This is a genomic window from Candidatus Nomurabacteria bacterium (assembly GCA_020632075.1).
Classification (GTDB): domain Bacteria; phylum Patescibacteriota; class Minisyncoccia; order Phycocordibacterales; family UBA918; genus OLB19.
The window spans coordinates 811,118-829,217 of the sequence record JACKGH010000001.1; the positions used below are offsets into that span (position 1 = coordinate 811,118).

General features: G+C 49.9%; 17 protein-coding genes. 3 read left to right on the forward strand and 14 right to left on the reverse strand.

Annotation, left to right across the window (positions count from 1 at the left end; all coding sequences use genetic code 11):
* Positions 1 to 68 precede the first annotated feature (68 nt).
* The 7 genes from rsmA to H6786_03945 form a co-directional block, all read right to left on the reverse strand.
* Positions 69 to 893, reverse strand: a complete 825-nt coding sequence (rsmA, locus tag H6786_03915; GenBank protein MCB9816515.1) for a ribosomal RNA small subunit methyltransferase A — start codon at positions 891 to 893, stop codon at positions 69 to 71.
* Between the two features lie 45 nt (positions 894 to 938).
* Positions 939 to 1,661, reverse strand: coding sequence for an ion transporter (locus tag H6786_03920; GenBank protein ID MCB9816516.1), 723 nt, complete (start codon positions 1,659 to 1,661; stop codon positions 939 to 941).
* 40 nt (positions 1,662 to 1,701) lie between these two features.
* Positions 1,702 to 3,663, reverse strand: a complete 1,962-nt coding sequence (locus H6786_03925) for a UvrD-helicase domain-containing protein (protein MCB9816517.1) — start codon at positions 3,661 to 3,663, stop codon at positions 1,702 to 1,704.
* An 88-nt stretch (positions 3,664 to 3,751) separates the two neighbouring features.
* Positions 3,752 to 4,180 (reverse strand): hypothetical protein, encoded by a 429-nt coding sequence (locus H6786_03930; protein ID MCB9816518.1) that lies wholly within the window; start codon positions 4,178 to 4,180, stop codon positions 3,752 to 3,754.
* Positions 4,181 to 4,294: 114 nt separating this feature from the next.
* Positions 4,295 to 5,065, reverse strand: a complete 771-nt coding sequence (locus tag H6786_03935) for an ATP-binding cassette domain-containing protein (protein MCB9816519.1) — start codon at positions 5,063 to 5,065, stop codon at positions 4,295 to 4,297.
* Positions 5,052 to 6,128 carry a hypothetical protein gene (locus H6786_03940; GenBank protein MCB9816520.1) on the reverse strand — a complete coding sequence of 359 codons (1,077 nt, stop codon included), beginning with the start codon at positions 6,126 to 6,128 and terminating at the stop codon, positions 5,052 to 5,054. Before H6786_03940 ends, H6786_03935 begins: the two co-directional genes overlap by 14 nt.
* Before the next feature lie 113 nt (positions 6,129 to 6,241).
* Positions 6,242 to 6,385: a hypothetical protein gene (locus tag H6786_03945; GenBank protein MCB9816521.1), complete on the reverse strand. Its 144-nt coding sequence runs from the start codon at positions 6,383 to 6,385 to the stop codon at positions 6,242 to 6,244.
* A 349-nt stretch (positions 6,386 to 6,734) separates the two neighbouring features.
* Between H6786_03945 and H6786_03950 the strand changes: the two genes are divergently transcribed.
* Complete coding sequence (locus tag H6786_03950; GenBank protein ID MCB9816522.1) at positions 6,735 to 7,715, forward strand: M23 family metallopeptidase; 981 nt, start codon at positions 6,735 to 6,737, stop codon at positions 7,713 to 7,715.
* Between the two features lie 44 nt (positions 7,716 to 7,759).
* Here H6786_03950 and H6786_03955 read toward each other — a convergent pair whose 3' ends face one another.
* The 5 genes from H6786_03955 to H6786_03975 form a co-directional block, all read right to left on the reverse strand.
* Positions 7,760 to 9,274 (reverse strand): YifB family Mg chelatase-like AAA ATPase, encoded by a 1,515-nt coding sequence (locus H6786_03955; protein ID MCB9816523.1) that lies wholly within the window; start codon positions 9,272 to 9,274, stop codon positions 7,760 to 7,762.
* A 2-nt stretch (positions 9,275 to 9,276) separates the two neighbouring features.
* The gene (locus H6786_03960) at positions 9,277 to 9,648 is read right to left on the reverse strand and encodes a TraR/DksA C4-type zinc finger protein (protein ID MCB9816524.1); all 372 of its coding nucleotides are present in this window, start codon (positions 9,646 to 9,648) and stop codon (positions 9,277 to 9,279) included.
* Positions 9,649 to 9,663: 15 nt separating this feature from the next.
* Positions 9,664 to 11,526, reverse strand: a complete 1,863-nt coding sequence (locus H6786_03965) for a hypothetical protein (protein ID MCB9816525.1) — start codon at positions 11,524 to 11,526, stop codon at positions 9,664 to 9,666.
* A 47-nt stretch (positions 11,527 to 11,573) separates the two neighbouring features.
* Complete coding sequence (locus H6786_03970; protein MCB9816526.1) at positions 11,574 to 13,712, reverse strand: polyribonucleotide nucleotidyltransferase; 2,139 nt, start codon at positions 13,710 to 13,712, stop codon at positions 11,574 to 11,576.
* 183 nt (positions 13,713 to 13,895) lie between these two features.
* On the reverse strand, positions 13,896 to 14,903 hold the full coding sequence (locus H6786_03975; protein ID MCB9816527.1) for a hypothetical protein: 1,008 nt from the start codon (positions 14,901 to 14,903) through the stop codon (positions 13,896 to 13,898).
* 196 nt (positions 14,904 to 15,099) lie between these two features.
* Between H6786_03975 and H6786_03980 the strand changes: the two genes are divergently transcribed.
* Positions 15,100 to 15,675 (forward strand): hypothetical protein, encoded by a 576-nt coding sequence (locus H6786_03980; protein MCB9816528.1) that lies wholly within the window; start codon positions 15,100 to 15,102, stop codon positions 15,673 to 15,675.
* Positions 15,665 to 16,636, forward strand: a complete 972-nt coding sequence (locus H6786_03985) for a J domain-containing protein (GenBank protein MCB9816529.1) — start codon at positions 15,665 to 15,667, stop codon at positions 16,634 to 16,636. The genes H6786_03980 and H6786_03985 overlap by 11 nt, the downstream gene beginning before the upstream one ends.
* Before the next feature lie 43 nt (positions 16,637 to 16,679).
* Here H6786_03985 and H6786_03990 read toward each other — a convergent pair whose 3' ends face one another.
* Positions 16,680 to 17,300 carry an NYN domain-containing protein gene (locus tag H6786_03990; GenBank protein ID MCB9816530.1) on the reverse strand — a complete coding sequence of 207 codons (621 nt, stop codon included), beginning with the start codon at positions 17,298 to 17,300 and terminating at the stop codon, positions 16,680 to 16,682.
* Positions 17,301 to 17,652: 352 nt separating this feature from the next.
* A complete protein-coding gene (gene rpsO / locus H6786_03995; GenBank protein MCB9816531.1) occupies positions 17,653 to 17,919 on the reverse strand; it encodes a 30S ribosomal protein S15 in 267 nt (88 codons plus the stop codon).
* Positions 17,920 to 18,100 lie beyond the last annotated feature (181 nt).

The window sequence follows — 18,100 nt, forward strand, 5'->3', positions numbered from 1 at the left end:
AACAGTACAAATCGGTCAGTTTGAATTATTTTCACACAGAAAACACAAAACTGTGTATAAACAGTGGATTAGTTGTTGGTGGAGGTTGGGTGTAGCTGAGGATGGAGTTTGGATAAAAGTGACAGCCAAACAGCGAGCGGCAGGTCTTCCCCACGCACCGTGTGACTGATCTGTAATTCAGTAAAGATCGTTTCAAGAAGACCCCGGTCGTATTCTGCTGATAGATTACCGAGTAGTTGCTTTCGTTTCTGCGCAAAGCCGAGATGAAGGATTGAAAAGAATGCTGTGTAGCTTTCGGCAGGTATTTTGTCGTGAGATATGTTGTGAACTGCGACGATGGCAGAATCGACTTTTGGTGGTGGTGTAAAATGCCCGCGCTTGACGGTACATATATATGAAGGATCACCGAAGACTTTCACCGAGAGTGAGAGGAGTGACTCTTTCGGGTCGCGCGCGATGCGCTCTGCGACCTCTTTTTGTACAAGAAAGACAAGGTCTGAGGGCTGACAGTTGGTATCGAGCAGGCTGCGGAAGAGGCTGCCGGAGAGGTAGTATGGGATGTTCGAAATGACGATATAGCTATGTTTTTCAAGGCCAAATTGACTTGGGTCGAGGGTACGAGCGTCGTGGTGGTGGATGGTGAGCTGACCGCGGGCGATTTCGTCAGGAAAGGTTTCTTCAAGCGACGAAATCGCCCGCTGATCCGCCTCCACGGCCACGACCCTCGCGCCACGCGTCAAAATCTCCCGCGTCAAAATCCCCGTTCCCGGACCGATCTCAAGCACGGTCTTGCCTGCTATGTCCCCTGCCGCATCACACATCTGCTTCGGCACGTAGTCACTATTCAAAAAATGCTGCCCGAGGGACTTTTTATGTTGAAAGTTATTGGTCACAAACAACAGCATACCTTTCTTTAGGTACGAATCAAGCAAGGTGACTTAGTCGACGCTCGAAGATCCAAGAAGGCGACGTTCAACCATGTTACCGACAATTGCGATCAGTAATCCGAAAAGCAGCAAGCTGGTAAACTGTAGCCCAACCACAAGAAGTTTTGTGATGGTTGAAAAATCAGCATGATTCACGCCACTGCCAAGCAATACGGTGGTTACCCAAAGTACTGCGGAGGGTATGTCTGCAAACAATACATTTCTTTCACCTTCAAAAAGATACAGCAAACTAGCAAAGATCATAACCGCAATAGCTAGTGCTATAAGGTAAATTTCCATAGAAATAACCCGCACTTCTTGGACCTTCTTACTATTTTTGTTTGCGTACTTACTGATTCGTGAGAGTTTTGCGACACGAGAGAGCTTGAGGAATTTGAGAAGTCGACTGATTCTGGCGGTTTTTAAGAATGTTAAGTTGGCTACGCCGAAATATGTAGGAACTATAGATACTATGTCTAAGATCCCGTAAAAACTCAGTAAATATTCCTTCTTTTCATCCTTTGCGTACAGTCTTGCAATAAATTCAATAGTGAAGATAGCCACTGCTACGTACTCAATGATGGTAAATAGTGTTTGGTATTCAGTGAGAGAGGAGACAGTTTCAAGTGCGATCGATAAAACTGAAATGATGGTGACAATGCCTAAAAACTCATTCGTACGTAGGTATGTTTTTGAGCTGTTTCTAATGAGTGCTTTTTCGAGAAAAGGTTTCATGCAGATAAATTGTAACAGACTTGCTTGAGTGTCTGTTGCTTTAGTCCAAATACACCGTTGTCTCGTACCCTGAATTGTGTCCCCTTCCCTCGGGCTCAGCTTGCTCGACGTGTTCGGTTGAAATGTCGTTGAGGAATTCTGACGGCACATTGACGCGTTGGCTGCCGAAGATGGTGCGCATGTGGGCGTAGGTGAGATAGACTTTTTTCTCAGCGCGCGTGAGGGCGACATAGAACAGTCGGCGTTCTTCTTCATTGTCGATTCGTCCATCATCGAGGCGCTCGTGCGGGAAGAGGCCTTGCTCGAGGCCGGTGATAAACACGTACGGGAATTCGAGTCCCTTTGAGGCATGAATGGTCATGAGACGCACGGCATTTTGCTCTTCCTTCTCTTTCATCTCGTCTTGATCACTCTGGAGCGCAGCGTTTTCGATGAATTGCTCCACTGCGTCTTCCGGTGCGAGGTCATCAAAGCGGCTCGCGAGGGTCACAAGTTCGCGGAGGTTTTCGATGCGTTCGAGTGCTTCTTCGGTTCCCTCCTCACGGTAGTGGTCTTCGATTCCACTTCGCTTCATGATGAATTTAATGGTTTCAGATAAGGTTTTTTCAGTGGCGCACTTGGCGATATCCATCATGATGTCGTCAAATATCTTTACCTTTGCGGCTGCGCCGGCGTTCAGCTCACCCCGCTTCCCCTCTACCACCTTCAGCATGGTTACCTTGCCGATACCGCGGGCTGGTTCATTTATGATGCGGGTGAGGTCGGCGTTGCTGCCAGGATTCAGTGCAAGGCGGAGGTACGACAGTACATCCTTCACTTCTTTTCGCTCGAAGAACTTGGTGCCTAAAAGCTGATATGGCACGTCATTATTAATGAATGCTTCTTCAAGTGAACGCGACTGGAAGTTGGTGCGGTACAGCACGGCAATTGAAGCTGGATCAGCACCGTCAGCGATGAGTTCTTTGGCAGTCTGGGCAACATAGTCTGCTTCGCAGCTACCGGTCATGCCGGCGTAGAGGGTGATCTTCTCTCCTTCGTGATTGTTGGTAAAGACGTTTTTGTCGACGCGGTTTTGGTTTTTCTTAATGATGTCGTTACTGGCCGCGATGATGGTCTGCGTACTGCGGTAATTTTCTTCTAGAAGAATAGTGTGGACGCGCGGGAAGTGGCGCTCGAATTGCAGCACATTCTTGATGTCGGCACCACGCCAGCTATAGATATTTTGGTCGATGTCCCCTACCACGCAGATGTTTTCTGCTTCGCCCACCAAGAGCTCTGCGATCTGCATCTGCACTTTGTTGGTGTCCTGAAACTCATCAATATGAATATATTTGTAGCGCTGCTGGAGGGTTTCGCGCACGTTCTTGTTTTCCTTTAACAGCTTAAGTGTTTTTGCTAAGAGATCATCAAAATCAAGTGCGTGTTCGGCGCGGAGGATCTCTTCGTAGTTCTCCCATACTTCCCCGGCCACTTGCTCAGGGTATGAGTTTGCCGCGTCTTTGAATTCCAGCACAGTCTTCGCGTCTCCCTTGGCACGGGAAATGATCGAGAGCATTTTGCGTGGTTCGAACTCCTTTGGGTTGTAGCCAGCCTTTTCCAGCGCTTGCTTCACGGCTTTCTGGCTGTCGCTCCGATCATAGATGGTGAAATGACGACGTAAATTAAGGCTTTCATGAAATTCGCGTAACAAGCGCACGCCGAGTGAGTGAAACGTGGTAACGACCGGATAGCTATCGATGACCGCTCGATCGGAAGGGAAATATTTCTTGGTGAGGTCCACCACGCGCTCGCGCATTTCCTTGGCAGCTTTGTTGGTGAAGGTTACTGCGAGGATGTTGTGCGGTGCGACGCCTTGGTGAATGATGTGGACGATGCGGTGAGTGATCACCCGTGTTTTGCCCGAACCAGCTCCGGCCAGGACCATCAACGGACCGTCGATATGTAAAACAGCTTCTTTTTGGGGGTCGTTAAGACCTTCGGTATAAGGAAGATTTTCAGACATGTCGGGACATGATAACACAGACTACCGTGAGCACTTCAGATACAAAAACAGACCCTTCAAAACGAGTTAGGGTCTGTCGATTGTGATTTTAAGGGGCTGTATGTGTGATCCAGAGTCGGATCGTTTTCTTGAGTCCGTAGTGACTCACGTCGTGAGCAAATGCGGAGTCAAAGTACACGCCGACAGCTCTTGCACCAAAGACGATGATCGCTGCGATCGGACCAAGTCCGATACAGAACAGAAGCATGACGGCTGTGAATTGCCAGAATGGACCGAGGTCGAGCAGGATCCAGCGAGTGATGAAGTCGAGTTGCAGTTTCGATGGAACTGCTTTGGCAACGATCGGGACCATCCCTACCCAGCCGACGAAGGTCAACTGCAGTGCTTTGAAGAAACCTAGTCTTCCGTCAGCTTCCCTCAGGACGGAAGTGTGCAGGTATGTAAACGCGATCAATGCGGCGCTGATCCACCACCAGGAAGTTATGAGCGAAAGATATGACACTAGGAATTGTTCCATGACCATCTCCGTATCGTGAACTGTACCGTATGTACTGTAGCATTGAGGTGGTTTTTGGCCAATGAATAAGAAAAGGCGCGGTCCATGAAATGGACCGCGCCTTACTACCACTTTCTACAACGAGATACCCTGCAGGTCAGCCATAGGTCTGAATTCGGGTAAGTACTCATAGAGCTCACCAAGTGAATCACAGACTGCAGCTACCTGCGGAGTATTGTTGTCGCAGTCGCTCGCTTTGCGTAGGTACGCGAATCGGTTACAACCGCGCAGAGTAGAAAGTCGATGAGTGACCACCACCGCAGACATTCCTTTGTCCAAGGCTTGGTCGATGCCGCGTTGCACAATGATCTCCGTTTCGGAGTCGAGAGCGGACGTGGCCTCATCGATCAAATAGAGTCTCTTCTGAAACTGCGGGTGCTCGATCAGTGAACGGGCGACACAGAGTCGCTGGCGTTCACCACCTGAGAGCCGCAAGCCCTGCTTGCCGACGCGGGTGTCGAGTCCGTCTTCCCTAAATAAAGTGCGGAAGCTTGGACTGACCGCGTCGAGCACGTCCCAGACCGCGTCGTCAGTGACGCCATCGATCCGCGACAGGCCGTGCAAGATATTCTCTCGCACAGTCCCCGTCAGGACCTGTGTCGTCTGCGGAATGCCACCGATGTACGGTAGTACACTACGTAGGCTGAACCCGCGTAGGTCTTGTCCGTCGAGTAACACCTCGCCCGCTGTGGGGTCGAGGTCGCGACGGAGCAGACTAATAATGGTGCTTTTCCCTGCACCACTACTGCCGACCAGTCCCAATCGACAACCAGGTGGTAGGTCGATCGAGACATTCTTCAATATCACTGCTCCATTATGAGCAAGCGTGACATTATTCAACCTCATGTGCATGTGCACCTCCGATAGTTGGTTGGTAGATAATACCTTTGTTTCGATCGAAGCCAGGCGGTTTGGTGAGTGCGGTGCGGATCGCTTTGATACGAGTTGTGTATTCAGTGAGGTGGCGCATGATCGTGCCGATCACACTGAATCGTTCCCCGACCATAGCGGTCCAGACACCCATCGCAGCAAAGTCGCCAGGGCTCCACGCAGCTATCACGACACCGTAGACGAATATCAGCACAAAGCTGGTGATGTTCACCAAGCTTCGTCTGACATCGAGCCAGATGAACCAGTCGGCCCAAACGGCACGGTCTGCATCGAGTACGGCTCGCAAGTCGGTGTCGACGTGGTCGCAGACACGGTCTTCAACTCCCGCTGTTTTGGTGGTCTGGAATTGTGTCCAGTACTCAGCCATGCGGTTGCTGACCTGTCGGAACCCTTTGTCAACCGGCTTCATTTTCATATCGATGGTTTCGTTGTGATACAAAAACCAGACGATGTTGAAACTGAGTAAGAGCAACATGAGTAGCGCCGCGATACTATCGATCAGTATCATGAGTACGATACTAATGACGATAGTGACGACCGACGGGGCAAAGTTGAAGAGCAGCAAGTGCAGCAGACTGTCGATGCGGTTTTGGGCCGCTTCGATCTGCTCTGGTCCGATGTCACTGTCCTCTGAGTTGAGTTCGGCAGTGGTCCGTTCAAAGAACAGCCGGTTTAGTCGACTTCGTACATGGAAGTGATTGTCGTTCCAGGCGAGCTCTCGTTCGTAGGCTTGCCAAGCGATCAGAAATCGGGACACATAGTGTAGCCCTCCTACTCCGATGAGTACCCACCACAGTGCAGCGATGCGGTCGCCAGCGGCGAGCGCATCAACTGCTTCTTTAGTGGCGTAGGCCCCGGCCAGCATGACCAGGGTTGAGATGAGCAACAGTCCAACCGACCGAACAGATCGACTGCGACCAGAAGGGCTGAGTAGTTCGAGCCAGATCCACCGAATCGTATCGATGGAATCGAGCAAGACCTCCCTGCTCGTTTTCATCTTGGTGAGCAATGGTCTCATTGAGATCTCCCTATTTGTGGTTGTGAAAGAACTTGTAGGTGTTGTACCTACAAAAGAAATTCGCGGCTTGCACCTAGGCAAGCTGCTTAGAGGAAATAATTCCTTGGGTGGAGTTACGTCATCAAACCAGATTGCCTACAAAGTAGAGACACGTATGAGAGCCCAGACATTTCTGGGTTCTGTCGCTTGGCAGCGGTAGCAAAAAGCCACTGCTTGGCAGCGATACGTGTCTTCACAATGTGTGCATTTGTTTGCATTGGAAAAACTTTACCACCTTCAAAAAAAATGTCAATATCAAAAGTACGGCCTATTTACTAGCTGTGACGGCGGATGTGGTAGTCTGCTGAAAAAGTGTATTTCGTCAATTGCGATGTTAATAGGCTTTAGTAGAATATCCCTCGTACAACTTCATCGATACAGAGCGTACATAATAATTATGTATCGATGTTCCAAGCACGGATGTAGCGATCGAAACGGCGGCGAGTCCATAAGTAAACGCATATTAAATCCCACACAACAGAATCGGATGATACAGCTGGTATATCCGCAAAGCAGACCATCTTTGGAAAGAAGTTCTCTACCCCAGCTCGGGTATTGAGTGAAGTCGTGTTTCTAAGCCTCGTGATCGCTGTACCCCTCTCGGTACAAGCTGGCTTTTTCTCTAAATTATTCGGTGAACCTGCAGAAGCAGCTCCAGCAGTGACTGCACCTACGGTGTCGGCTTCTGATGTTCCGTTGCTTGCTGCCCTGCAAAACCCCAACCCCCTTGGGGCGCGTGGTGGTGCTGAGATCTTGGTTGATGAGAATGTGCTCGTTTCAACTGGTCCGGTTGGAGAAGATGAGATTGCAGAACAGAAGAACGGCATGGGCGAGATCCGTGTGTACACCGTGCGTGAGGGGGATTCACTCTCACAGATCGCGGAGATGTTCGGAGTGACCACTAATACCATCATGTGGGCCAATGATATTTCTAAAGCCAGCTCAATTCAGCCTGGTGACACGCTGGTAATCTTGCCGATCGTTGGTGTGCGACACGTTGTGAAGAGTGGTGATACGATCGGTTCTATTGCGAAGAAATACGAAGGAGATGTCGATGAGATCCTTTCATACAACCAACTTGCGTCGGCTGAAGAGCTATCTGTTGGAGATACCCTCATTATTCCGGGCGGTGCGATGCATGCTGCACCAGTACGCGCGTCAGCGGCTTCTCCAGTGCGTGTCTCTGGCGGCGGTTCCGCATCTTCTGCTGGCTTCTCTCACCCAGTACCGGGAGCAGTAAAAACGCAGGGTATTCACGGATATAACGCTGTCGACCTGGCAGCTGGATACGGTACACCGATCCGTGCTGCGGCAGCTGGTGAGGTGATCGTTTCAAAGAGTTCAGGCTGGAATGGTGGATATGGTCAGTATGTGGTGATCCGTCATGCTAATGGTGCACAAACACTCTACGCTCACATGATGCGTAATGATGTAGGGGTTGGTGCGTGGGTTTCACAAGGTGAGGTGATCGGTGGTATGGGGTCGACTGGAAAGTCTACCGGGACCCACCTTCACTTCGAGGTTCGTGGCGCAAGTAACCCATTCTAGTGATAATAAAGAAAAGGCGGGCGCGAAGCGCCCGCCTTTTTCTGTTACAAACTCACCCGATACTGCAACGCCTCAAGCACATGCGGTACTTCGATCTCTTCCTTTTGGTCTAGATCGGCAATGGTACGTGCGACTTTAATAAGTCGGTGGTAGCTGCGCGGGGAGAGATTGAGTTTCTCACTTGAGAGCTTGAGGAGATCGGTCACCTCTTCGGTAAGAGTAATGTAGTTTTCGATATCTCTCGCAGTCATGCCGGAGTTGGTATTGGTCTTGGTTTGTACAAAGCGACCGGTCTGAGACTGCCGGGCGGTCATGATCTGTTCCCTTGCTCGGTCTGTCTCGCCCTCGTTTTTCTTAAGTGTGGTCAATGTCTCGTAGGGGACGTGTGGCACCTCCACCCAGAGGTCGATACGATCGAGAATCGGGCCAGAGACTTTGTTTTTGTAGGTCTCACTCATCGCGCGCGCGAGGTCAGTGGTGCCGTCTTCGCTCCCGCGGTATGGATTGAGTGCAGCAATAAGTATGAAGTCAGCTGGAAATTCTGCACTCCCTTGCACACGTGAGATACTTACCACTCGGTCTTCAAGTGGTTGCCGTAGCGCATCAAGTGAGCGGCGGTCAAACTCAGGGAATTCATCCATGAAAAGAACGCCATGATGAGCCAAGGTGATCTCACCTGGTTTTGGGTGTGCTCCACCACCGACCAGGCTGGTGTGGCTCGCGGTGTGATGTGGTGAGCGAAAAGGTGGCCTGGTACTGATCGTGAAGTCATTTGTGGCGATCGAATGGATCGCGGTCACTGCGAGCGCTTCTTCGCGTGAGAGCGGCGGCAGGAGTGAGCGGAGTGCCCGAGCGAGCATCGTCTTTCCGGTGCCAGGCGGTCCGACTAGCATGACATTATGTCGCCCTGCCGCCGCGATAGTGAGTGCTCGCTTGGCACTCTCTTGCCCTTTAATATCTTCTAAACTCACACTGCTCTCGTACCAACCATCCTCGATCATGGTCTCTGGTTGGGTCGGTAAGTTGAAATCAAATTGTTCAGTCGGAGCAATATGTTCTATTACTTCTCGCAGGTTGTGTGCCGGTCGCACAACGATCCCATCAATGAGCGCAGCTTCCGTTGCGTTCTCAGTCGGTACGATGATCTCTGCAAAGCCAGCATCGCGTGCGGCAGCAACGGCATTGAGTACACCGCGCACTCGACGCAAGGTGCCGTCAAGTCCAAGCTCTCCCACATACGCCCGCCGCACACAGTCTTCAGTTATTTCCTCAGCAGCCAATAGATATGCAATGGCGATCGGCAAGTCAAACAGTGGACCCTCTTTCTTAAGGTCTGCGGGCGAAAGTGAGATCACGATCTTCTGATTCTTCGTCTTGGGTGATGGGTAGTCTGAATGTTTGATAGCACTTCCTACTCGGTCCTTTGCCTCATCGATCGCTTTGCCAGCCAGGCCAACGATAGAAAAAGAATGAAGACCGCGGGAGATATCAGCTTCAATGGTTACAACCGTCCCTCGCAGCACGTCTGGCTGCACGGTGTGCACTTGTGCAATGGCCATGGTTAGATCGGCAACTCAGATTCTCGGTCAATATTGGCAATGTTGGTACGCGCTGCTGGGTTGGCATTGAGTCTTGCTTCTTCGATCGGTTCCCCGCTGATCTCACAAATACCATACGTGTCAGTAGCAAATTTTTCTAATGCTCGGGTGATATTGCGATAGCGCGTTTCGAGTTGAGTGAGGAGTGCGCGATTGGTGTCCCAGTCTTCAGTGGTGTCGGCGACTACATTTTCGTCAGCGTTTCCAATCTCTACCGGGTCGATCCTGGCTACCCAGTCGCCAGTGTCTGGGTTTTGGGCAGCGATGGTGTTGAGCTCAGTAATAACCTGATCAAGTTCAGTCTCTAGGCGAGTCTTCAATGCTTCGTGTGACATATAGAGCAGTATACCCTACTGTCCAAATCCACGTTCTAAGATCTGGGTAAAGTCGGTGAGGCTATTAGCGATCACTACAGTGTTGCTGCCGACTATACCGTAGATGAGAATGGTTTTACCTTCAACTCGCAGTGTTCGCACATCAATTCCAGAAACAGTCTCGTCGACAAACGAAGTGTCAGTAGAGGCTGGAGTACCGTAGAGTGGCTGTAGATCTTCAGTCATGGTCTCTTCCCACTGTAGCAAGCCACCCATAACAGTGTCTTCGTCAACGAACTGGAAGACGATAGCTGGCTTTGCGTGGTTCAGTGACACAAATCGAACGGCAGTGATTGATTGATTGAGGTTTGGTAGTGTACGGAAATCAAGTACATCAAACAGATAGTCAGCGGAAAGCTCGTCACCCATTGGAGAGACAATTGGAAGCTCGACTAAGCCAGCTGGTCCAGTAGCAACAGCATCATTGAGAACTTCGGTAAGTTGTAATGCACTGCTCGCTTGGATCGTGACGGGGGTCAGGGTGGCAGTGTCAACGAGAGATTCCGTAACTCGTTCAGGAACAGTGTCGTTCGCAAGGTTTGTAAGCTGCACGTATATAATGCGACCAACGAAAATGATAATGAGAAGTCCAACGACACTAAGGAGGAGTAACAAGGTGAGAGTATTTGTGTCAAATCGGTTGAGTAGTCCGGTTTGTTCTGGAGCTCGTCTTTCGAAGACGGCTTCCTCTTCTTCTGTTTCGAATGCCTCCTCAGGCAATTCTTCAAGTGACAAGTCTTCTGAGGGTTCTTCGATCGGTTCAGGTAGTGGTTCGTAGTCAGTAGATGGTTCAATGATCTTTGGCTCAGGGATCACTTCTGATTCAGCTTCAGGTTCAGGTTTTTTATCCTCATCAATTTCCCAACGTGATTCAACGATGCTTGGGTCAGGTTTTGGCTCTTCTACAGGTGCTTTTGTTGGTTCAGGGATCACTGGTCTGGTCGGTTCGGTGAACGTGATCTCAGGAGTAGCGGGGTGGTGTTTTTTCTTGAACGCCACCTGTACATTGATGGTCGAATCAGGAGCTCCCACCTCTCCTTCTGGGGCTTCAAGCAGATTGTATCCGGTTTCGGTGTATGGAGACCAAGATGTCTCGCTATCCTCATCTTCTTGTTCTTGCAGTCGTCGACGTCGGATATGTTCCTTCAGTGTTTCATTGTCAGCGGTAAAGATCGTGCCGGTCTTTGAGGTGGCTCGCTGAATAACACCCTTGCGACGTTCCGTTTCAGGTACGACATATTTCGGTGTTTTTTTGCGCTTATGACTTTTAGCTAAGTTCTTGAACCAGTTTGAAATTGAAGCGCCAACTGATCCGAAAAAGTTGAATCGATGACTCTTGGTGTCTGTAATCACTGTGGCGTCAAAACCAATATTTGGCCGTGCGGAATGTTTGTTCTTTTTACTTTTCTTGCTGTGTGATTTTGATTTTATCGCATCCTCCTCGTCAGCAACGATATGTGTTTTAACTGTTTTATTCTGCTTCTGGAGCTCATGGAAGGAAGGGATCTTAGTTGGTGGTTTTGGGGGAACGGCTTTCGTTGGAGTGCTTATTGGCATTGCAACATGGTCGTCTCCAGTTTTTTTGCTTTGTAGTTCTGACTTGAGTGTTGGAGCGACTTCGTCATCCATCTTGTCGAGGTGTTCCTGTATGTGCGCTTGAACAGGATGATGCTTCGGAGCAACGGCTTTATGTTCCCCGGTGTCTTTCTTCGGCACTGGCGGCTCTGGTTCTTTTTCCTCTTTCTTTGGCGTAGCCTCACCACGCTGTACTTTGACAGCTTCGATATCGCTCGCAAATGTGCGGAATTTAGAAATGACCTTGTGTGGTTCGTCACTCATTGTTTCTAGTATCGCACGGATTCGGTCCTAAAAGGAGAGTTTTTCAACTACTCTTGTTTCTTTTCGGGTCGTGCTTGTGGTGTGAGACCGTGGTTTTTGCCCCATTCTGGATCAGCTTGCTTGATCGATAGTCCGATCTTACCGTCTTCTACCTTTGAGATCACTACTGGCACGACATCTCCAATATTGAGTATTCCCTCGACTGTTTCGATCCGGAACGGTGCTACTTCGGAGATGTGTATCAGACCTTCGTTGAATGCGTCTAGTTTTGCAAAGGCACCAAAGGTGGCAATGCGAGTAACGGTTGCTTCGGCTCGCTCCCCCACTTCGTAGACCCTGGTCAGAGCTCGAATGCGATCGGCGGCAGCTTGAGCCGTCCCGTTTTTACCAGTGATGTACACGGTGCCGTCCTCTTCAATGCCGATCTCTTCTACCCCCGAATCATCCTTAATACTGTTGATGGTCTTGCCACCGCTTCCGATGACGAGTCCGATCTGTTCTGGCATGATCTTCAGTACAATGATCTCTGGAGCACGTGGCGAAATGTTTTCCCGTGGTACAGCGATCTCAGCCGTGATCACGTCAAGGATCTGTAGTCGGGCTTGTCGTGCTTTCTCAAGAGCGCCTTCTAATATATGTAGTGGCACACCATCCACCTTCACATCCATTTGGATCGCGGTAACTCCCTCAGTGGTTCCAGCCACCTTGAAGTCCATATCACCAAACTCATCTTCTGGTCCTTGAATGTCAGTGAGAAGGACATGTTGATCACCACCGATCATGACGCCTGAAGCAATGCCTGCCACTGGTCGTTTGATCGGTACGCCCCCGTCCATGAGGGCAAGAGTTGAACCACACACGGAACCCATCGAACTAGATCCGTTACTCGAAAGTGTTTCCGATACAAGTCGAATAGTGTATGGAAATTCTTCCTGCGATGGAAGGACTGGTACGAGTGCTTTCTCAGCGAGGGCGCCATGGCCGATCATACGACGATTGAATCCGCCAACTCGGCCGGTTTCGCCAACTGAAAATGGCGGAAAGTTGTAGTGGTGCATGAAACGCTTCTTCATATCTTGGCTTTCGATGGTGTCGATTGCTTGAGCTGCTTCTGGTCCGCCAAGTGTCAGCGCAGAAAAGATGTGTGTACCCCCTCGGTAGAAAATGCCTGAGCCGTGGAGCACTGGTGAAACTCCACCAGCTTTCGCAAATAGCTCGCGCACTTCATCCATACCACGACCGTCGGCCCGCTTACCGTCTTCGAGTGCGCCGCGGTGCAGCTCTTCGTCGACCTTATCTTCAAAATAGTCACCTGCTACAACAGCATCGATCTCACGTTCGTCAACTGCTGTCATGAACTCACCCTTTAGCTCGTAGATGTGAGACTTTCCAGCTTTGTTTGAAAAGAGTGTATCAGATAACTTTTGCTTGAAGGTTGTGGTGAATAGATCAACGAGAGCTTCAGGTATCTCACGTACCGGTTCAGCTTGTTTGTCTTTTCCGAGGGCCGCTACAATTTCTTTTTGCCACTGTTCCAGTTGTTGGTGTACGCTTGTAGCTGCTTCAAGGATTGCCACTACATCAGTTTCGCTGACCTCGTGTGCTGCTGTTTCGATCATGTTGATCGTGTTGTCTTTACCACAAGCGAGCACCTCAAAATCGAGCAGTCCCTCCTTCCGCTCATTGTAGGTTGGGTTGATGATCACTTCCCTCGTTTCTTTGTTGCGTCCGATACGAACTGCACCAACTGGTCCGCGCCATGGAATGTCAGAGACCGCGAGTGCGAGTGAGGCACCGATCACGCCAAGTACATCAGGATCATCTTCACCAATTGCAAGCACGGTCACGACCACCTGCACTTCTTTACGGATGTGTTGATTGAAGAGTGGACGAATAGTTCGGTCAACGATGCGAGCCGAGAGTACTGCTTCATCACTTGGCCTACCTTCCCGTCGCTGGAAGCGGCTTCCGAGGATTGCGCCAGCGGCATAGAATTTCTCTTCGAACTCGACTGAAAGTGGGAAGTAATTCATTGGTACTTCTTTCTCCCCCATCACTGCAGTTACCAAGATCGCGGTCTCGCCGTACTTGAGAAGGACTGAGCCATTGGCTTGTGCGGTGAGGTCTGAAAATTCTGCAGTGAGTGTTTTGCCTGCAAGGTCTAAAGAAAAAGATTGTGTTTGCATTGTAAAAAATTAACGAGCTGAAGACGATAAGACATTTGACCAGCATATTCGGTGCAAATATCCACTCGTTCCCAGCTCACTCATATAGTGAGTAGTGTAGCAAAGTGTTTAGAAAACTAAAGTCTCTGCAACAAAAAACGCCAGCAAGGCTGGCGTCGTGTTAACTGTAGTGTGGTAACCAGTCTATTTTTTAGTGCTGGTTATGCGCGTGATGATGGCGTTTTGCCGGGCTTGTTGATCAACCATTTGTTCACGAGCAGAGCGTGCAGCGTCGTTGATCTTCTCTTCGGCCTTGGCTCGTCTTGCTCTGAGATCGCCGAGTTGCTTCTCGAGTTGTGCAATCTCTCCATCCAACTGATTCACCACCTCGCGGTCATTCTTGCTGCCGGTGTGCAGCGCCTGCGCCAGCTCAGTGATTGACCCGACAACCGTTGCCAGTTCTGCCTGGAGTTCTGTTGGCGTCATGTCATCGAGGTCGGGATATGCTGGTGTATCCGTCACTGCGTCCTTTCGTTCATCGGCAGTATGTACGGTGATGTTGTGATTCAGCTCCAGCTCAACCAGTTTCACACCTTTTTTGGTGAGTTTGTGCAACTTTACGCGCCCAACTTTTTTGCCACTGTATACAACCAGTCCGTCTTCGATAAATTTCTTCAGTTTGAACTGGCCACCTGCAATGGTGAGTTCTTGGCCCTTGGCCTCGTACGCAGCGATGATCACCTGCGGTGCGGCCTTCGGCTTATCTGCAACCAGGTTGGTGTTGAGTCGCTGCAGTGCACTGGCGATCTTTTGGCCTTCAGTTATTTCAGTCACGTCATTGTCTCCTCGTTCGGGACTTGGTGATGGTTCAGTCGTTGGTCGATCGGTCGCCAGGTCGGCAGCGTGTGCGCTGAGACGCTCGTGCCACTCGATCAATGAGATACCTTCAGGCGGGTAGACGCCGCAGGTCGCTACTTCACCCCTTCGGAGTGAAGGTATAGGAACGTAAACTCGGACACCGCTGCCTGCGGTAGGGTCGGGTTTGACCTCGACTTTGTCGCCAGATCGCCGTAACAGATCACGGTCTACCCGAACGTCGATCTTCTTGCTCATCGCATCCGGAGCAGCCCCCTCGATAAACGAGGTTAGGTGTTTTGTTACTGCTCGAGACAAAGATTGTTTTCGATCAGGATTGATTATATAGAGGGGCATGTCTCCTCCTACGGTTATGTTGTTGAACAATGTACTGCTAGCACAATACAACAGAAGACACAAAAAGCAAGCTGTTGTAATTGACATATACTATATCAAAGGTATAGTTCAGATAGTTTTAAGTAGGTAATTACCTGTTGTTTTTTGAGAATTTTCTAGGAGAAGAAATATGTCCGAGCAGGATAAGTATCTCCCTATGTTTGTTCGTGGGCAAGAGCTTGAGGAAATACTGGGCGAAATGACAATCAGTACCTTCATGACTATTGTCGCAAATCACGACCTGGAACCGGCAGCGGTACTCGAACTGCGTGTTGCACACCAAGCGAGTATCTCGTACATGAGCAAATTGATGGACGATGGTTTCGATTTTCCATCGATTGTGGCGGCATACAAACTGCGCGAAGAGCTTGGTGCCTTGAATGATCCAGACCGCAGTGACGGCGGTCTTGTTTACAGCTTCGGTCTCTCGATCCAAAAGGCACTGCTGCTCTTGCGGCGAACCTGTCCTAACATCGAAGATCTGGAGGATGACCACCTAAACGAACTGGTCGATTTGGTCAGTCAGTTTGCTGATGCGTGTCCGCGTACGTATACGTGGTCTACGGTCGTTGAGATCGTTATCGATGCACTCAATGTTATCGAAGAGGAAAATGGCGGTTCGATCTGCCGGTGTATGCACGAACTTAATGAAGAGATGGTACGACGGATCACACAAAAGGCAGATTCTGACTATCATTCTGATGATGTGGAGGATATGTTGAATGGCGACTAAGCGAAAAACACCAGCGCTTACGGTGCTTGGTATCTCGCCAGCTTTGGCAAATAAGCTGCCGACTGAGGCGGTCGTGATGGTTGCCAAGAGTATCTATCGCACGCTTGCTGGCAGGTATCATCCGGACAAGAACCAAGGAGCTGCTCCGCCAGCCAGTATCGATCTCACAGCACTGCAGGAAGCGGCACGGGCGGTCGAAGCTGACCCGCAGAAATGTATTGCGGAAGTGTCGGCTAAAGCACGCACTACCAAGCAAGAGAAAGAAATGGTCGGTCTTGAGGCAGTTGTTGAGCAACAAACAGCCGAGATCGAATCGCTCCGGGAGTCACTGTTGTTGCAATGGCAACGGTCGGCCGCGGCGAGTCTTGGGGTGCGATTTGGTGAGTTGTTGACCAAACAGTCTGGCAAGGATACCTACGATGTGCAAAACCTCAATGGTCTTGGGATCATCGTCCGTACGCCTAATACCACTGAAGAGTATCGTGAATACTTGCTCGATAAAGGGCATTGGTTCACCAGGCCATTGGTAAAAAAGAGTTTTGGAGTGAAGAGTCCGCTACCACCAGGTATCCGGAAGGAGCTCGTCATACCAGCTTCTGGTTCAGATGGCGCGCGAGGTTTCTACTACGATCAAGCAGATGCGTATGACCGGGTAGAGAGTTTTGTGATCATCGGATCGTACACGGTGCATGATCTTCGTGAAGCGCAAGAAAAAGCGCAAAAGGAAACAGCGGACGAGAGTGCGAAGCAGATCGGAGTGCTTAGTATGGGTGAAAAGCTGAGCACAGTTGCAGCCAGTTCATCCGAACTTGATTCAGTGATGAGTGCGGTGCTTGAACCGAACGTTGCTTCAGGACGGGTGGTCATATTTGCCGAGCTTGGTGCAGCAAATCGCATCCGTTTCAAAACTCTCGGCACGGTAGTCAGTGTTCGTGTGTTTGATGCTTCTCAAAGAAGATGATCGTATGTTCAAAAATCCCCTGGTCTATACCAGGGGAAATTTTTTATAAGTAATCAGTATCAGAGCCGACAGTCTTTGGCTCAGTATTCTTGCTGTCATTTTTTGTGCCAGTTTTCTTGCTTGGTGTTCGTTTGCGCGTGTTTCCCTTCCGCGTTGGCCTAAAGCCGATGAGATATTTTTTTGGATCGTCGTCGAGATCAATGAAATCGTCGACTGCATGACGGAGACCAGACGAAGCTGATCGTCCAAAGGTGATCGCCTCTACCTGGCAGCCAAGACTCTTGATGTACTCAACTGCCGGGATGAAGTCACCGTCGCCGGTCGCGAAAATGATCGCGTCCATCTTTGGTGCCATCTTGATCGCGTCGACTGCCATACCAATATCCCAGTCAGCTTTCTTTGCGCCGCCGTAGAAGATCTGGAGGTCCTTCGTTTTGATCTCGATCCCGACTTTTTCGAGCGCTTCGAAGAACGCACTCTCTTCCCCGCCTTCGGTGTTTACCACGTATGAAGTGGCGCGAATGAGTTTGCGATTTTGCACGGCCGCCTTCACGACTTCAGCGAAGTTCACTTTAGACTTGTATAAATTTTTTGCACTGTGATACAGATTTTGCGTATCAATGATTACCGCGACGCGTTGGTCGGGGTGTCGGATTACTCCCATAAAATTTGGAAATTATTTTTGTAAGTTTTCTATTATGAAAATTTCGCCGCAGTTATAACTATGAGACTCAGCATGGTCCTCGCAGCTGACATTGCTGCTGCGGATGCTTCCCTACATAGTTACAACTGCTGCTTTCTGAGTGTTGCATTAGCTTATGGCGCTACCATTTGTGTAGCGAAACATCTGCACCCCAAGAGTACTTCCAATGACTTCGTCAAAGGGGCGCACGACAATACTCGGAGCGAAGCCGTTGAGTCTCACAAATGGTAGCGCCATAAGCGAACCTCAATAGCTTCAACACTATACCGTAAAACAAAAACTCGCTCCAGATGTGAAGCGAGTTTTTGTTCAGTTAGCCCTTGAGGCCAAGCTTCTTGATGAGAGCGCTATATGCTTTCTCATCTTTCTTCATGAGGTACTTCAGATGCTTGCGGCGATCCGCTACCATCTGAAGAAGTCCGCGACGAGAGTGGAAGTCCTTCTTGTGCTTGCGCAGGTGTGAAGAGAGTTCCTCGATCTTGCGGGTAAGGAGTGCCACTTGAGCTTCTGGCGAACCAGTGTCAGCGTCGTGGCGCTGTACCTTCTTTACCTCATTTTCTTTTACTCGCTTTGATAGCATAGTGTATTTTCTGTTACGAAACGGACAGTGTGTTTCCACGCATATGATGTTTCGCATCATCGGTGGCACCGTCAGTCCGGAATAAATAACCTGTTAAGGTTCGGACGATAATAGCATATTTTGAGCAAAAATCAAGTGGTTTTGAGTCTCGCATGAAACCAGCCTCACCTTATCTCGACCG

Excerpts from the sequence above, each read along its gene's own strand:
- H6786_03920 (MCB9816516.1), bottom strand. The coding sequence starts at position 1,661 with ATGAAACCTTTTCTCGAAAAAGCACTCATTAGAAACAGCTCAAAAACA.
- H6786_03990 (MCB9816530.1), bottom strand. The coding sequence starts at position 17,300 with ATGGGAGTAATCCGACACCCCGACCAACGCGTCGCGGTAATCATTGAT.
- H6786_03935 (MCB9816519.1), bottom strand. The coding sequence starts at position 5,065 with ATGAGGTTGAATAATGTCACGCTTGCTCATAATGGAGCAGTGATATTG.
- H6786_03965 (MCB9816525.1), bottom strand. The coding sequence starts at position 11,526 with ATGAGTGACGAACCACACAAGGTCATTTCTAAATTCCGCACATTTGCG.
- H6786_03970 (MCB9816526.1), bottom strand. The coding sequence starts at position 13,712 with ATGCAAACACAATCTTTTTCTTTAGACCTTGCAGGCAAAACACTCACT.
- H6786_03975 (MCB9816527.1), bottom strand. The coding sequence starts at position 14,903 with ATGCCCCTCTATATAATCAATCCTGATCGAAAACAATCTTTGTCTCGA.
- H6786_03940 (MCB9816520.1), bottom strand. The coding sequence starts at position 6,128 with ATGAGACCATTGCTCACCAAGATGAAAACGAGCAGGGAGGTCTTGCTC.
- H6786_03945 (MCB9816521.1), bottom strand. The coding sequence starts at position 6,385 with ATGCAAACAAATGCACACATTGTGAAGACACGTATCGCTGCCAAGCAG.
- rpsO (MCB9816531.1), bottom strand. The coding sequence starts at position 17,919 with ATGCTATCAAAGCGAGTAAAAGAAAATGAGGTAAAGAAGGTACAGCGC.
- H6786_03925 (MCB9816517.1), bottom strand. The coding sequence starts at position 3,663 with ATGTCTGAAAATCTTCCTTATACCGAAGGTCTTAACGACCCCCAAAAA.
- H6786_03930 (MCB9816518.1), bottom strand. The coding sequence starts at position 4,180 with ATGGAACAATTCCTAGTGTCATATCTTTCGCTCATAACTTCCTGGTGG.
- H6786_03960 (MCB9816524.1), bottom strand. The coding sequence starts at position 9,648 with ATGTCACACGAAGCATTGAAGACTCGCCTAGAGACTGAACTTGATCAG.
- H6786_03985 (MCB9816529.1), top strand. The coding sequence starts at position 15,665 with ATGGCGACTAAGCGAAAAACACCAGCGCTTACGGTGCTTGGTATCTCG.
- H6786_03955 (MCB9816523.1), bottom strand. The coding sequence starts at position 9,274 with ATGGCCATTGCACAAGTGCACACCGTGCAGCCAGACGTGCTGCGAGGG.
- H6786_03980 (MCB9816528.1), top strand. The coding sequence starts at position 15,100 with ATGTTTGTTCGTGGGCAAGAGCTTGAGGAAATACTGGGCGAAATGACA.